Source organism: Saccharibacillus sacchari (assembly GCF_037722395.1).
Lineage (GTDB): Bacteria > Bacillota > Bacilli > Paenibacillales > Paenibacillaceae > Saccharibacillus > Saccharibacillus sacchari_A.
This window is the reverse complement of record NZ_JBBKAR010000026.1, coordinates 64,212-78,462: the sequence shown is the minus strand read 5'-3', so window position 1 is coordinate 78,462 and position 14,251 is coordinate 64,212. Positions and strand designations below refer to the sequence as shown.

At 52.8% G+C, this 14,251-nt stretch carries 14 protein-coding genes and 1 riboswitch; of the genes, 6 read left to right on the top strand and 8 right to left on the bottom strand.

What is annotated here, in order from left to right:
* Positions 1 to 174: 174 nt before the first annotated feature.
* The gene (locus WKI47_RS07660; RefSeq protein WP_340226563.1) at positions 175 to 537 is read right to left on the bottom strand and encodes an iron-sulfur cluster assembly accessory protein; all 363 of its coding nucleotides are present in this window, start codon (positions 535 to 537) and stop codon (positions 175 to 177) included.
* A gap of 427 nt (positions 538 to 964) precedes the next feature.
* Between WKI47_RS07660 and mqnE the strand changes: the two genes are divergently transcribed.
* Both mqnE and WKI47_RS07650 read left to right on the top strand, forming a co-directional pair.
* Entirely contained in the window at positions 965 to 2,071 is a 1,107-nt protein-coding gene (gene mqnE, locus WKI47_RS07655) for an aminofutalosine synthase MqnE (protein WP_340226562.1), read from the top strand.
* A 159-nt stretch (positions 2,072 to 2,230) separates the two neighbouring features.
* Entirely contained in the window at positions 2,231 to 3,295 is a 1,065-nt protein-coding gene (locus WKI47_RS07650; RefSeq protein WP_340226561.1) for an NAD(P)/FAD-dependent oxidoreductase, read from the top strand.
* Between the two features lie 551 nt (positions 3,296 to 3,846).
* On the opposite strand, the gene WKI47_RS07645 is transcribed toward WKI47_RS07650, so the two are convergent.
* The gene (locus WKI47_RS07645; RefSeq protein ID WP_340226560.1) at positions 3,847 to 4,104 is read right to left on the bottom strand and encodes a YuzB family protein; all 258 of its coding nucleotides are present in this window, start codon (positions 4,102 to 4,104) and stop codon (positions 3,847 to 3,849) included.
* 203 nt (positions 4,105 to 4,307) lie between these two features.
* On the opposite strand from WKI47_RS07645, the gene WKI47_RS07640 reads away from it, so the two are divergent.
* The 4 genes from WKI47_RS07640 (at position 4,308) to WKI47_RS07625 (ending at position 6,770) form a co-directional block, all read left to right on the top strand.
* Positions 4,308 to 4,553: a NifU family protein gene (locus WKI47_RS07640; RefSeq protein ID WP_037291198.1), complete on the top strand. Its 246-nt coding sequence runs from the start codon at positions 4,308 to 4,310 to the stop codon at positions 4,551 to 4,553.
* Between the two features lie 435 nt (positions 4,554 to 4,988).
* Positions 4,989 to 5,594, top strand: coding sequence for a TetR/AcrR family transcriptional regulator (locus WKI47_RS07635; protein WP_340226713.1), 606 nt, complete (start codon positions 4,989 to 4,991; stop codon positions 5,592 to 5,594).
* On the top strand, positions 5,575 to 6,081 hold the full coding sequence (locus tag WKI47_RS07630) for a flavodoxin family protein (protein WP_340226559.1): 507 nt from the start codon (positions 5,575 to 5,577) through the stop codon (positions 6,079 to 6,081). Before WKI47_RS07635 ends, WKI47_RS07630 begins: the two co-directional genes overlap by 20 nt.
* Positions 6,078 to 6,770 (top strand): hypothetical protein, encoded by a 693-nt coding sequence (locus tag WKI47_RS07625; RefSeq protein ID WP_340226558.1) that lies wholly within the window; start codon positions 6,078 to 6,080, stop codon positions 6,768 to 6,770. The genes WKI47_RS07630 and WKI47_RS07625 overlap by 4 nt, the downstream gene beginning before the upstream one ends.
* Before the next feature lie 108 nt (positions 6,771 to 6,878).
* Here WKI47_RS07625 and WKI47_RS07620 read toward each other — a convergent pair whose 3' ends face one another.
* The 6 genes from WKI47_RS07620 to WKI47_RS07595 form a co-directional block, all read right to left on the bottom strand.
* The gene (locus WKI47_RS07620; RefSeq protein ID WP_340226557.1) at positions 6,879 to 7,742 is read right to left on the bottom strand and encodes a MetQ/NlpA family ABC transporter substrate-binding protein; all 864 of its coding nucleotides are present in this window, start codon (positions 7,740 to 7,742) and stop codon (positions 6,879 to 6,881) included.
* A 115-nt stretch (positions 7,743 to 7,857) separates the two neighbouring features.
* Positions 7,858 to 8,529 carry a methionine ABC transporter permease gene (locus tag WKI47_RS07615; RefSeq protein ID WP_340226556.1) on the bottom strand — a complete coding sequence of 224 codons (672 nt, stop codon included), beginning with the start codon at positions 8,527 to 8,529 and terminating at the stop codon, positions 7,858 to 7,860.
* Complete coding sequence (locus tag WKI47_RS07610; protein ID WP_340226555.1) at positions 8,526 to 9,545, bottom strand: methionine ABC transporter ATP-binding protein; 1,020 nt, start codon at positions 9,543 to 9,545, stop codon at positions 8,526 to 8,528. Before WKI47_RS07610 ends, WKI47_RS07615 begins: the two co-directional genes overlap by 4 nt.
* Positions 9,546 to 9,757: 212 nt before the next feature.
* Positions 9,758 to 9,901: riboswitch (SAM riboswitch) on the bottom strand.
* Positions 9,902 to 10,243: 342 nt separating this feature from the next.
* Positions 10,244 to 11,149 carry a COX15/CtaA family protein gene (locus WKI47_RS07605; RefSeq protein WP_340226554.1) on the bottom strand — a complete coding sequence of 302 codons (906 nt, stop codon included), beginning with the start codon at positions 11,147 to 11,149 and terminating at the stop codon, positions 10,244 to 10,246.
* Positions 11,150 to 11,481: 332 nt separating this feature from the next.
* A complete protein-coding gene (locus tag WKI47_RS07600) occupies positions 11,482 to 11,832 on the bottom strand; it encodes a thioredoxin family protein (protein ID WP_340226553.1) in 351 nt (116 codons plus the stop codon).
* 213 nt (positions 11,833 to 12,045) lie between these two features.
* Entirely contained in the window at positions 12,046 to 14,094 is a 2,049-nt protein-coding gene (locus WKI47_RS07595; protein ID WP_340226552.1) for a methyl-accepting chemotaxis protein, read from the bottom strand.
* Positions 14,095 to 14,251 lie beyond the last annotated feature (157 nt).

Here is a 14,251-nt window from a genome sequence, read left to right as displayed (position 1 = left end):
AGTTTGTCTCAAACGGTCGGGACAATCGGCTACTCAGTAACCGTCGAAGATTGCGCAGTAATTCACAAATCACGGCGCAGCAAAATAAACGACCGGCAATCCGGCCTATAAAAAAAGCTTCCAGCCCGGAAATGGCATCCAAGCTGAAAGCTTTGTTCAATCAAATGCAATCGATCAATCGCAAGGCTGTGCCAGCACTTCGTCTTCTTCCCGCGTACGGAACGAAGATCCGCAGCCGCAAGTCGCAACCGCGTTCGGATTGAAAATGGTGAAGCCTCCGCTCATGCCGGATTCTTCGAAGTCCACTTGCAAACCGTTCAGATATTTCAGATCGTCTTTGGCTACGACCAGCTTGATATCCTGTACGTTCATATATACGTCGTCCGCATCGGACTCTTCATTGTCAAAGCCCATTGCATACGAAAAACCGCTACAACCGCCGCTGGCTACGCCCAGTCGAAGAAACATGCCCGGCGTCTCCTGCTGCTCCAGCATCTCTTTGATGCGCGAAGCGGCCGCTTCCGTGATTTCGATCATGGTTTTTCCTCCTTTGCGCTTTCTCTCTGCATTATACGCCTCTGCGCCGCATGACTCAAGCATTTAGGCGGTCTTCTTCGTGACAATACTTTTCATGAACACTTTTCTATTATGGTTATTTTTACATATTAAACTCGTGTTGCCCACTTTCGCGACTAGGTTTATAATGGGAAAGGAATGACCTTTTAAATTTTCGGAATTTCGACAAAAAGAGTGGGCCAAAATTACCGATAGTATCTAAAGACAGGCCACTCGATGTAACTTTTTTCACACCTTTTTCAAAACGCAAGCGCGTTTTGGCCAGATAGCTGCCGCATAAAGCGGCTTTGTTTTTGTCGGTAGTCTACTCTACTTTTCCGGTCATACCCGGACCGGCCCGTTCGGCGTTATCCGCGCCGACTCGGGATCTACGAGGAGGTTCACACTAATGTCTACAATCATCAATCCGACAATGGATAAGCGCATGGCGGAAATCGCGGAAAAGGTCCACAACGGACAGCGTTTGAGCTTGGAAGACGGCGTTTATTTATATCAGAGCGAAGATATTTTGACGATCGGCCAGTTGGCGAACGAAGCCAATCTGCGCAAGAACGGCAAAAAAGTCTATTTTATCGAAAACATGAGTCTGTACTTCACCAATGTCTGCGAAGCCCACTGCGCATTCTGCAACTTCCGCAAAGACCAGGGCGAAGACGGTTCGTACACCTTGAGCGGCGACGAGATGGTTCGTTACGTCGAAGAGAATATCACGCCGGGCGTACGCGAATTCCATATCGTGGGCGGCCACAACAATCATGTACCGTTCCAGTATTATGTCGATTCGCTGGCTGCGCTGAATAAGCATTTCCCGGAAGTGACGATCAAAGCCTATACCGCAGCGGAAATCGACTTCTTCACACGCATCAGCGGCATGTCGATCGAAGACGTCCTTAAAGCCCTTCAGGCAGCCGGACTCCAATCGCTGACAGGCGGCGGCGCGGAAATTCTGTCTGACGAGTACCGTAAAAAAATGCGGGTGAACAAAGCCAACGTCGATCGTTATCTCGAAGTGCACCGCACCGCTCATAAGCTCGGTATGCGCACGCACACAACCATGCTGTACGGTTCGATCGAAAGTTACGAAGACCGCATTAACCATATGATTCAAATCCGCGAGCTGCAAGACGAAACGAACGGTTTCATGGTATTCATTCCGCTGTCCATGCAGCCGAAAAACCGGAATGCCAGCATCATGCGCCGCAACTCGGCCTATGAGGATTTGAAAACGATCGCGATCAGCCGTCTGATGCTCGATAATATCGACCACGTCAAAGCATACTTCATCAATATCGGTACGCAGCTTACGCAGATGGCGCTCACGTTCGGCGCGTCGGATGCTCACGGTACCATCGTAAAAGAACGGATCAGCCACGCGGCGGGCGCCGTCACTCCGGAAGGACTGACGCGCAAAGAACTGATCTGGCTCATCAAAGGGGCAGGCCGCATTCCGGTGGAACGCGACACGTTCTACAACGAGATCGAAGTTTACGAGTAATCGCACAGATCATAGACCGGTAAGCGTCCGAGTTCAAGCTGGAGTTTGGAGAGACGTTCGCTCAAGATTCCGGAACAAATTCGAAGTCGGCCGCCCATTCGTCGAAGACCGCTGCCGGCTCCGTCCTTTCCACTATTTCATTCACAAGGAGACCTGCACATGAAAAATCTCGTTATTCTCGGCGGTGGCTACGGCGGCCTGACCATCTTAGACGGACTTCTCGAAAAGCTCCCTTCCGACGTGAATGTGACTTTGATCGACCGTCTGCCTTTCATGGGACTGAAAACGGAATATTACGCGTTGGCGGCAGGAACGGTATCCGACCATCATCTGCGTATCTCGTTCCCCGATCATCCGCGCATGACCAAGCATTTCGGCACGGTGGAAGAGATTGATCTGGCGGGTAAAAAGGTAATGCTGCAAAACGACGAGCCGGTTGCTTACGATCAGCTCGTGATCGCGCTAGGCTGCACCGACAACTATCACGGCGTTCCGGGCGCGGAAGAATTCTCGTACAGCATCCAGTCTTTGCACGCTTCCCGTCGCACCAACGATAAGCTGAGCAGCATGAAACCGTCCGCGCACGTGCATATCGTAGGCGGCGGTCTGAGCGGAATCGAGCTGGCGGCGGAGCTGCGCGAAAGTCGTCACGATCTTCAGATTACCTTGCTGGATCGCGGCGACCGCCTGCTCTCTTCCTACCAGCCCCGGATTTCGCGTTATGTTCAGGAATGGTTCAAAAAGCACAACGTCGAAGTCTGCCACAAAGTCTCGATCAGCCGCGTCGAACAAGACGCGCTGTACAACGGCGACGAGTTGATGCACTCCGACGCTGTCGTCTGGACCGCGGGCATTCAACCGGTCGAGGTGGTGCAAAAGCTTAACGTCACCAAAGACCGCTCCGGGCGTGTCGTGGTCAACGAATATTCGCAGATCGAAGACCACCCGGAAATTTTCGTTTGCGGCGATTGCGCCAGCCTTCAGTTTGCGCCGAGCGCCCAAGCCGCCGAAGCGCAAGGCGAACAGATCGCGCATGTGCTGCTGGCTTTCTGGAAAAACGAAACGCCGAAACTCAAGCCGATCAAGCTCAAAGGCATGCTGGGCTCGCTGGGTCAAAAAGCCGGCTTCGGCTTGAACGTAATCGGCGATACGTCGATTACGGGACGCGTGCCGCGCATGCTGAAAAGCGGCGTGTTGTGGATGTCGAAGCACAACCTCGGTTAGAGGGCGCAGCTTCTCGCAGCCGGTAAAATCCAGTTTGTTCGAAGTTCGGAAGGAGCCAACGGCTCTGGAGAACTTGATTCCGATCGCTTGTTGCCTTCGGGAAATTGGATTGAACTTGTATAATGGGATTTCCCGAAGACAAAGGCGAGCGCTGACGCTTCTTCATTCAAGTTCTCCTGCACCAGGGCATCCTTTCAAACATCGAACGAATTTCACCAACTCAAGAAGCCGTACTCGGACCGAGTACGGCTTGTTTTTTGTTTATGGGCTAACAGCTTTGCCTTTCTGGCTTGTGGAAACACAAAAAAGCACTCCCAAAAAAAGGAGTGCGAAGTTCGCGCAGCGAAAAGTCTTTGTTTTTAACAGGCGTAGCAGGCGGAGGGGAGGATTGCAGTTCAGGAGCGGTAGCGTTCGCCTTTGAATTTGGAAAAGTACAACTGACATACAATCAACTTTTCCGAATTCAACAAGCGACCGAAACGCAATCCTCCCCGGAGCCGGCATCTCCCGCCTCTCAACGAACAGGATTTTCCCCGAGCGATCAAGAGCGCTCAATCCAAGTCTAGCGAAGCCCACGGATCTTCCTCGTTCATCTTGGCGTCGATCGCTTTTTCCAGCGCTTCGACGGTGTCGGCTTCGACCACGTCGCCGTTGACCATCGCGTAAGGGCCATAGTCGCATTCCGTGCAGTTGCCGAGGCAGCCGTATTCGATCACGTCATATTCGGGGTTGGTTTCCAGCTTATTGAAAAGTTCTTGCGTGCCGTGATGCATGTTGCTTGCACAGAACTCGATAATCGGTCGGATCATATTTTCTCACCTATTCTTAATTATTCTCAGTCGCAGGGCTACAAAGCTGTAATGGTTCTTTAAATTTGGGTGATTCTATATTATAATACAAGGGAGAGTTTTGCAAAACGAGTCTTTATGTTTCAATCGTTTGCAAAAAGATCTCCGAAGTGGTTAAGCCGTTCTGACTGTACGCTTCAAACATTTGAGAGGAGCTGACTATAATGAGTGAAAATACACAACTCGACATGTATGATGAAGTATCCGACGTTCTGGACAAATTGCGTCCTTTCTTGCAACGCGACGGCGGAGACGTTGAACTGGTAGACGTTGAAGACGGAATCGTGAAGCTGAAGCTGGTCGGCGCTTGCGGCAGCTGCCCAAGTTCCACGATCACGCTGAAAGCCGGTATCGAGCGCGCGCTGTTCGAAGAAGTCGAAGGCGTTAACGAAGTTATCCAGGTCTTCTAAGACCGCTTAAATCAAACGGTGTACCGCTTCGGCGGGCGCCGTTTTTTCGTATGCGCAAAAATTTCTAACGAAAAGTCAACATTTTGTACGCAAACCGAGCTTTTTTCGAAAGATCTTGACGTTTGGTCAACATTTTCACAAGATTAGCTCCAAAACAGGCCGGAAATCAAATGATTGTTGACGCGTCATCAGCATTTTCGAAAAAAAGAACGATAAAGACGCAAAATGTGGTCAAAAAGTCAACAACAAGAGCCAATCCTCAAAATCGGATTTAGAGCAAGCTTTCGTTTCGCGCCGATTATGCCGATTTGCTCTGATAACTCGAACCGCTTAAGTCGCTCAGATCGCCTTCCGCACTCTTCCCGCACTATCTTGACACTGTAAAGTTATAATGTTATCTTTACAGTGTAAAGTTTAGAGAAAGGAGGTTTTGTTCTGAAAGAAACCAACTATCACCATGGCGATCTGCGTAACACGCTGATCGAGAACGGCATCGAATTGATCAATGCGGAAGGCATCGGCGGATTTTCGCTGCGCAAGGTGGCGGCTCGCTGCGGAGTCAGCCATGCTGCACCTTATAGCCACTTCAAAGACGTTCAGGAGCTGCTGGCGGCGATGGCGGACCATGTTACTTCGCGTTTTACAGAGTCGCTGCAACGCTCGATCGACGGCGATTATGTCCCGCAAAAAGCGATGAATCGACTGGGTACCGCCTATATCGCCTTTTTTCAACAACATCCGGCCTACTTTCCGTTTCTATTTTTCCATTCCGGCATCCGAATCCAAGTCGACGGCGAGGTTGAAGGTGAGCCGCCGTATCCTCCGTTCGCCGTATTTCGTGAAACGGGAATGCGTTTATTTCGAAGCCAGGGACTGCCGGAACAGATGGATGACAAAATGCTGCTCGCCTTCTGGTCTTTGGTGCATGGCGTGGCTTCATTATTGAGCAGCAGCGGGATTCGTTACTCCGGCGATTGGCAAGAAGTCTGGCAAACCATTCTTCAATCGGGAGGCAATGTACATGAAAATGATCGTACATGACTTGGAAGACGCCGGGGCGATATCCTGGCTGACGGAATTCGGTGAGGGACAGGATATGATCGGAACCAACGATGCTTTGATTCGCCATTGTACGGGTTGCTTCGGCTGCTGGACGCGTACTCCGGGAACGTGCGTGTTAAAAGACGAATATCGCTATCTCGGCGCCCGTCTGGCACTCTGCGACGAGATGGTACTGATCAGCCGCTGCACGTATGGAGGCTATAGCCCTTTCGTTTGCAATGTCATGAACCGCATGCTTCCCTACGTACTTCCTTATTTCAAAACGCTGGAAGACCAGACCCATCATCAACTTCGATATGAGCAGACGGTTCGGTTGAACGTTTATTTTTACGGGGAAAATCAGACCGAGAACGAACGGCAAACGGCTCAAGCGCTGGTTCGCGCCAATTCGCTCAATATAGGTGCCAAGCATTACGAAGTCTCTTTTTATGAGGATGTGCAGCAATTGAAGGAGGCCTTGTCTTGAAGATCGCGATGATTAACGGCAGTCCGAAAGGCGGCTCAACGAACTCCGGCTTTTTACTGGAAAAGCTCCGCCCTCTTCTTCCGCCAGACGCTGAGGTTACAACCTACCGGATCGGACCGAAAGCGTTAAAAGACGAGCAATACCGAGAGCTTCACGGCATGGATATGCTTGTACTCGCCTTCCCGCTCTATTTCGACGCGATTCCCTCTCATCTGGTACGCATGATGACAGAGGTGGAGCGACGACGCCCAGCCTATACGGATTCGCAGCCGATTCGGGTATATGCGATGGTCAACAACGGATTTTTCGAAGGGAATCAGTGCAAGCTTGCCGTCGAAATGGTCCGGAACTGGTGCGAACGCTGCGGATTTGTGTTTGGCACTGCTTTTGGACATGGCGCAGGTGAGATGTTTGCCTCCCTGGGCAATGTTCCGGTTGGATCGGGTCCGTTGAAAAATTTCGGCGTAGCACTGGAGTATCTGACGAAAGCGATCCATAACGGCGAGAGCATAGAACCCCTTTTCACTCAGCCCAATTTTCCGCGTGCGCTCTGGAAATTGTCGTCTACTCGCCTTTTCTGGCATGCCACTGCAAAAAAGAACGGTCTGAAGCCCAAGGATTTGAGAAGACGTCCAGGCATTCCGCCTATCCCTTTATCGCCGACCGGAGCTAAAACGCGAGACTTTTAAACACGCATATGCAGGCTCACAGCCTTTTTCCGATCAGCAAAAAGCCCTGTTCCCACACTCGGGATACAGGGCTTCGTCATGCAAGATGTCGGTCACATTCGCGGGTTTTTAGAACGCCGGAACGATTGCGCCTTCGTATTTCTCTTCGATGAACTTTTTCGTGTCTTCGGAAGTCAAAGCCGCGACGAGCTTTTTGATCGCGTCGGAATCTTTGTTGTCTTGACGCGTAACGAGCAGGTTCGCGTACGGGGAATCCGCGTCTTCGATAAACAGAGCGTCTTTCGTCGGCACGAGGCCGGCTTCCAGCGCGTAGTTCGTGTTGATCAGGGCCAGATCGACTTCGCTGAGTTGACGCGGAAGGGCGGCAGCTTCAATCTCGATGAATTCCAGGTTTTTCGGATTTTCTTCGATGTCGCTGACAGTCGCCGTGATGCCTGCGTCGGCTTTCAGCTTGATCAGACCTTGTTTTTCAAGCAGCAGCAGCGCGCGGCCGCCGTTGGTCGGATCGTTCGGAATCGCGACTTTGGCGCCGTCTTGCAGCTCGTCGACGGATTTGATTTTTTGCGAGTACGCGCCGAAAGGTTCAACGTGAATTTTCGCTACGCCGACCAGATCGGTACCGAGTTTCGAGTTTTGATCGTCCAGGTACGGTTGGTGTTGGAAAAAGTTCGCGTCCAGTTCTTTTTCGTTCAACTGGGTGTTCGGCAGGATATAATCGGTGAACTCGACGATTTCCAGGTTCACGCCTTCTTTTTCCAGCTCCGGCTTCACATGCTCCAAAATTTCGGCGTGCGGTGTCGGGGAAGCGCCGACTTTGAGCGTTACCGGCTCGGTTGTCGTTTCCGTTGTTTCCGTCGTGCCCGTATCGGTCGATCCGGTCGTAGCCGTGTTCGACGTCGAGCTATTATTGCCGCATGCGGCCAGCAGTAAGACCAAAGCCATCGTGAGTACTGCGAAAGTCCATTTTTTCATGTGTGTTCGCCCCTTTGTTTGTGTATGGCTGGATCAGCCTGTGTTGTATAGGAAGCCTCGCCCGTCGCCCAAAGCGATCCGCAAGGCTCGATACCGATCAAACGTTGCTGTTTTTTTATTTGCGGGTAAAATGGGCCACCAGCCGATCGCCGACCATCTGGATGATCTGGACCATGATGACGATGATAACCAACGCCACCAGCATAACCGACGTTTCGTAGCGGTTGTAGCCGTAGCTGACCGCCAATTGGCCGAGACCGCCGCCGCCGACCAGACCGGACATGGCCGTGTAGGAAATCAGCGTGATGACGGTAATGGTGAAGCCCGCGACCAGACCCGGCAAAGCTTCAGGCAAAATGACCCGAAGCACGATCTGCCTCGTCGAAGCTCCCATCGCTTGAGCGGCTTCGATCACGCCCCGATCGACTTCGCGCAGCGACGTTTCCACCAGACGGGCGAAAAACGGCGCCGCGCCGATCACGAGCGGCGGGATCATTCCGCGTACCCCGATTTGCGTGTCCACGATAAATTTGGTGAACGGCAACAGCGCGATAATCAAAATGATAAAAGGTACGGACCGCAGCAAGTTGACCACGAAAGCCAAAACCGCGTAAACGCTGCGTGCTCCGGCCGACGAAGAACGCGCGGTCAGAAACAGTATAATTCCTATGGGAAGACCCAGAATTAATGTGAACAAGCTGGAATAGCCCAGCATTTGCAGCGTCGCGTTGGTCGCTTTGCCAAACTCCGCCCAATCCACCTGCGAAAAATCAAGTTCCCTGTTCATGCTTCAAGTTCCTCCACTTCAAGCCGCTGCTGCGTCAATCGTTCCAGCGTCCGGCGAATATCGGCCGTATCGCCTTCGAATCGAACCACCAGTTGGCCGTAAGGCGTTTCTTTGATCCGCGAGATCGTACCTTGCAGGATCGCGAAGTTCACGCCCGTCTCCTTGACGGTCTGCGACAGAATCGACTGGTACGTCAACTCCCCGATGAACGTCACTTTGACCGTACGCGATGATGCGGCGTCCGTCGCGCGAATCGCCTCTTCGAGCGCTTCCGCGTTCTCCGATTCGCGATTGATGAAGTCGCGCGTGACCGGCTGCTTCGGCTTCAGGAACACGTCGATAACAGGTCCTTCTTCCACGATCACGCCGCCTTGGATGACCGCGACTTTATCGCAGATGCTCTGAATCACGTGCATCTCGTGCGTGATCAGCACAATCGTCAGTCCCAGCTTGCGGTTGATATCGAGCAGCAAGCGCAGGATGGAATCCGTCGTCTGCGGGTCAAGCGCCGATGTCGCTTCGTCGCAGAGCAGCACGTCGGGATCGGTCGCGAGCGCGCGGGCGATGCCTACCCGCTGCTTCTGTCCGCCGGACAGCTGCGCAGGATGCTTTTTGGCATGTTCGGTCAAGCCGACCAGCTCCAGCATTTCCTTGACCTTGCGATCAACCTCGGCTTTCGGCGTTCGAACCAGCCGAAGCGGAAACGCGATGTTTTCGTACACGGTGGCCGAAGACAGCAGATTGAAGTGTTGAAAAATCATGCCGATCCGGCGCCGCTGCTGCTGAAGCTGTCCTTTTCCGAGCCGGGTCATATCGGTTTTGCCGATCAGGATGTCTCCGCTCGTCGGCCGCTCCAGCATGTTGATACATCGGATCAGCGTACTTTTTCCTGCGCCGGAATGGCCGATGATCCCGAAAATTTCGCCTTTGGCGATTTCCAGGTCGATGCCTTTTAACGCGGTCATCGCTTTGGCGCCTGTTCCGTATGTTTTAACCAGATTTTTGATCGTAATCACTGCGTTGTTCCCCCTACTCGGTCGGACGCCAAGCATCTTGATTCGAGGCTGCGCCTCTAATGCTCCGCGTTGCTGCTTTAAAGCCGTTGGTTGATGATATGCAAGAACCGGAATCCGCTCCCTGCCGTATCGGTCTGCCGCTATTCGCGTAAATCAAAAAGAGCCCTTTTTGGTTAGACAAAAAGGGCTCGCATGGTATGCGTAAAGGCACCTTCTCATCTGCCAGAATCCTGTTGCGTATGAATTCTGTAGGAATTAGCACCATGACATCCTGACACCTCGTCCCTAGGACGTTCGCGTTCAGAATCGGTTGCCGGGCTTCATCGGGCCTATCCCTCCGCCTCTCTCGATAAGAACAAATCTGAGATATCTAATTGGAAAGCTTGGTATTAAGAACATTGGAAAGGGGTAAACCCGAATCTTTAACTCAGTATATTCAGTTTGACACGGTTTGTAAAGGTTTAGCCTGAAAATTTTCACGACCTTTTTTCCGTTTTTTTCTGATCGCAATCAGCGGATGCTTGTCTTTCTATTGAGGACAGCCGCAAAGGCTCGCCATCGGAAGCAGAAAAGGAGCCTTTCGCAAGGCCCCTCAAACTTCTCCCGATTCCGATAGGCGTTCGAACCGGAGGTTGAAACGAAGTCCCCAAACCTTGACCCATCCACCCTGTACAGACGCCTAAAACCTTTTGTAAACCTTACGCTTGAGCGGTCTTTTTCACGGATACGGATGCTTCCTCGCCTGCCGGAACCTGGCTGAGTTCCCATGTGCGGATGCTCAGGAAACACAAGAATGCAAACAGGAAATCCGTAATCAGCGTGTGCAGCATCGGAGCGAACATATAATACTCGCTGCCGAGCGCGACCAGGTTGAGCACGCCGCTAAGCGGCAAAGCAATCATGAGCACCACGATGATGATGCCCAGTTTGCGAATATCGCGGATATGGCCGTAATTGCGAACCGCCATATGTCCGACCATCAAAACGAACAGCAGCAGTACAGCCGAGGCAATATGCAGAACGACCGACATTTTCGCCAGCTGCGTATGGCTGACCAGCGCGCCCGTATAGACGACCGCGTAAGTGAATGCAGCCGAAAAAATCGTCAGGTTGCGCGTACGCTTGCTGACCCGATGCTCCGTTGGCGGAGCCTGATACCGTTCGAGACTACCGGCCCTTCGGACGGATAAAGCCAACACCAATGCGCTGGCGAACGCGATCAACGCGAAGCCGAAATGCAAAGCCATGATCGGAGGAGATTGCGAGAACACGACCGCGAGCGCGCCCATGACCGCTTGCACGACCACGAAGAAAGCCATGATGGCCGCATAGATCTGGAAGTCACGGCGCTTGCGCGCCCAGATCAAGAAGGCAATCAACGTAATAAGCGCGAGCAATCCCGCGATTCCCGCCGTTAAGCGGTGCGTGTACTCGATCAACGAACCGATTGTCGTGCCTGGAACAAATTTACCGTGACAGAGTGGGAATTCGCGTCCGCACTCCAAGCCGGAGCCTGTTCTTGTAACGACTACGCCGTTGAACGAGACGAGCAGCATGATTATACAAGATGCGTAGCTCAGCCATTTCAACACTTTATATTGCAAAAGTCTCACCGCCGATTTCAAAAGTAGTGGACGGCATCGTTGCCGACGCTCGCGCGGCGGACTCCGAAATGCCTTTTCCTCTCATTATACCGGAAATGCGTCGGGGTTAAGAATCTTGTTTGTGACAAAAAATGTTCAAATCAAAAACATATTTATCGACGAATACGGCGTTTTTTTATGACTTTATTCACTGTTATGCGCACATCTATTTCTCTTCACGCAAAAAGTCTGCTTCGGCATAAAGCCGAAACAGACTGGAGCAATCAAGAAGATCGCATACGCACGGAAGCCGAAAAGCTCCGGCGGCATAAGCATTTCCGTATATCCCAAGCTTATTGACGGCTTGCCAGTTGACCGTGCACTTCCGCGGCGCGGTCAAGGAAGCTTTCGATCTCGGCGCGCGATTTGCGCGCTTTGTTCACGAAGCGAACCAATTCTTTGCCTCCGGAAAAAGCGACAAAGCTCGGAATGCCCAGAATATTCAGCTCGCGGCTGACTTCTTCGACTTCTTCCACGTCGATCTGAATCAGCTTCACCTGGTCTTTGCGCTGCTCTTCGACTTCCGGCATAAACGGATCGATAAAGTGGCAGTCGCCGCACCAATCGGCGCGGAAAACGGCTACGGTCAGGCCTGGACTTGCGATCGCCTGATCAAAATCGGCTTTGGTACGAATTTGTTCCATATTCGATCTCTCCTTGCGGTTGGTTTGACAGCATAATCGCCGATACGTTCATTGTACACAACTTGCCGCTTTTTCGCATCTGCCGCCGAAAGGCCGCGCCCGTCCGAGCCGCCCTCCGCCGCGTCGGGCGCATCGAAGACGACCCCCTGTCTTGGCGAACTTGCGGTTCGTTTGCAAACTCATACCGGCTTTTGCCGTTCCGGCTCTTTGCACTTACCCGTTTGCGGAAGCGGCTCCGCCTTGCTTGCCCGATCCGACCTGCGGCTCGTCCGAGCCCGTTTCTTCCGCTTCGCCGATATTGAACCGTTCGATCTCCGAACGCAGGCGGTCGGCATGGCGCGCCAAACGGTCGGCGGCGCCGGAGATTCCCGCAATGACTTCGGACTGCTCCACGGTCGAAGCGGCGGCTTCTTCGGTCGATGCCGCATTTTGCTCGGCAACGGCAGCCAGCCCGGTCATCACGTCCGAGACATGGTTGGCACCGGATTGCAGACTTTGCATCGATTCGCCGATGGCGGAAATTTCTTCGACAATCGTGCCGACCGACAGGTTGATCCGGTCGAACGCTTTCGACGTTTCGCGCATCGAGTCTTGCTGCGATTCGTTGTTCAGACGGAAACGCTCCAGTTCTTCGGTACTTTGATGGCCGGCGCGATCCAGTTCCTGAAGCAGCTCGCGAATCCCGACTACGGATTCCGAAGCTTGTTCCGACAGTTTGCGCACTTCGCCGGCCACGACCGCGAAGCCTTTGCCGTGTTCGCCGGCACGCGCGGCTTCGATCGAAGCGTTCAGCGCGAGCAGGTTGGTTTGCGCGGAAATATTTTGAATGCCTTCGGTAATCGCGGAAATCTCTACGATCTTATCCAGCAGCAGGCGATTGGCCGACTCTACGCGCTGCGTCGATTCGCGTCCGGCTTCGGTCAGCGACGTTTGACGGGCGAAAGCGTCTTTTCCGCTTTCCATCGCTTTTTCCACCTCGGATACAGCGGTGCGGGTACGATCCGACTTTTGATAGATCTGTTCGATCTCGGTATTCATGTCCGATACGCGTTCCGCGCCCGACTGGATCGAAGACGCTTGTTCGGATGCTCCGCGCGCGATTTCGTCGATCACCATCGACACCTGCGAAGCGATATCGCGGCTGCCCGAAGCGCCTTCCGACATCGTTTGCGACGAACGTTGGACTTCGCTTGCCGAGTCGTCGACCTGACGGATCAGACTGCTCAGCGACACCGACATTTCGTTGAACGAAGTGCCAAGCTGCGCGATCTCGTCGACGCCTTTGACTTGCACTCGCGCTGTCAGATCGCCGGAAGCCAGTCTGGACGCGCTATTTTTCATCAACAACAGCGGCTTGATTGCTTTGTAGGCCATAAAATAGGACAAAGCAGCAAGCAGCAGAGTAAATCCGATCGTGAACGCGATGAAGAACAATCGAACCTGATGATACTCGGCAAATGCCGCGGACTCCGATACGGAAGTCGCCGCAATCCAGCCGGTTTCCGGTACTTTTTCGAAATACAGAAGCTGCTTGTCGCCTTTGTACACGTATTCGGCTGTGCCGCTGTCTCCGGCTGTGAGGGTCGCGACCAAGCTTTTGTAATCGGCTTGATCCGCCAATTTCGTATTGATCAGCGCTTCGTCCGGGTGCGCCAGTACCGCTCCGCTTCCGTCCAACAGGAACGAAAACGAATCGGCAGTGTTGAGCGCATCCACTTCGTTTTTGACCGACGAAAGCGAAATGTTTTCCGAGATCGCTCCGGCAAAATTACCCGATGCGTTTTTGAGCGGCAACGAGATATAAATCGACTGTACGCCCGCCTGCGTGACATAAGCGTCGCTGACGACCAGAGCGTTCGCTTCTTTGGCCGCCTGATACCACGGACGTTCGCGCGCATCGTACGACGCATCGGGCACGAAGCCGGCTCCGTCCACGTAGGTTCCGTCTTCCAGACCGAAATAAAGCGTCGCGATATCTTCGTTGCCCGGCGTACGGAACGCCTGCAAATGCTCCAGTCCGATCCGGTCCAGCGGAACAGTCTCCTGAATTACGGAAGCTACCGTTTCGACCACTTTGGATTGGGTTTCCGTCCAGCCTGACACATTAGAGACGGCTTCTTTGACTTTCCCGTGCAAATTTTCGTTCACGGCCGCTTCGGCTTCTTTTTGAATATTGATCAAGGCGGCAAAAGTAAGGGGAACGGACAGCAGCAAGCAAATAGCGGAGACGATCAATAAAACTTTGGTGCGGAGATTAAACATATTCTTTTTTCTTCCTTTCGATTTCGATTGCAGCCGGTTCGTTCCGGTTAATCTCGTTAATTCCCTCCTTCGAAGTTTTTGAATCGGACGCCGTACGTCCTTTATGCGTACCGGCTTCGCAAATACCGGGTTCTGGATGCTTACTGTCTTTATCGGC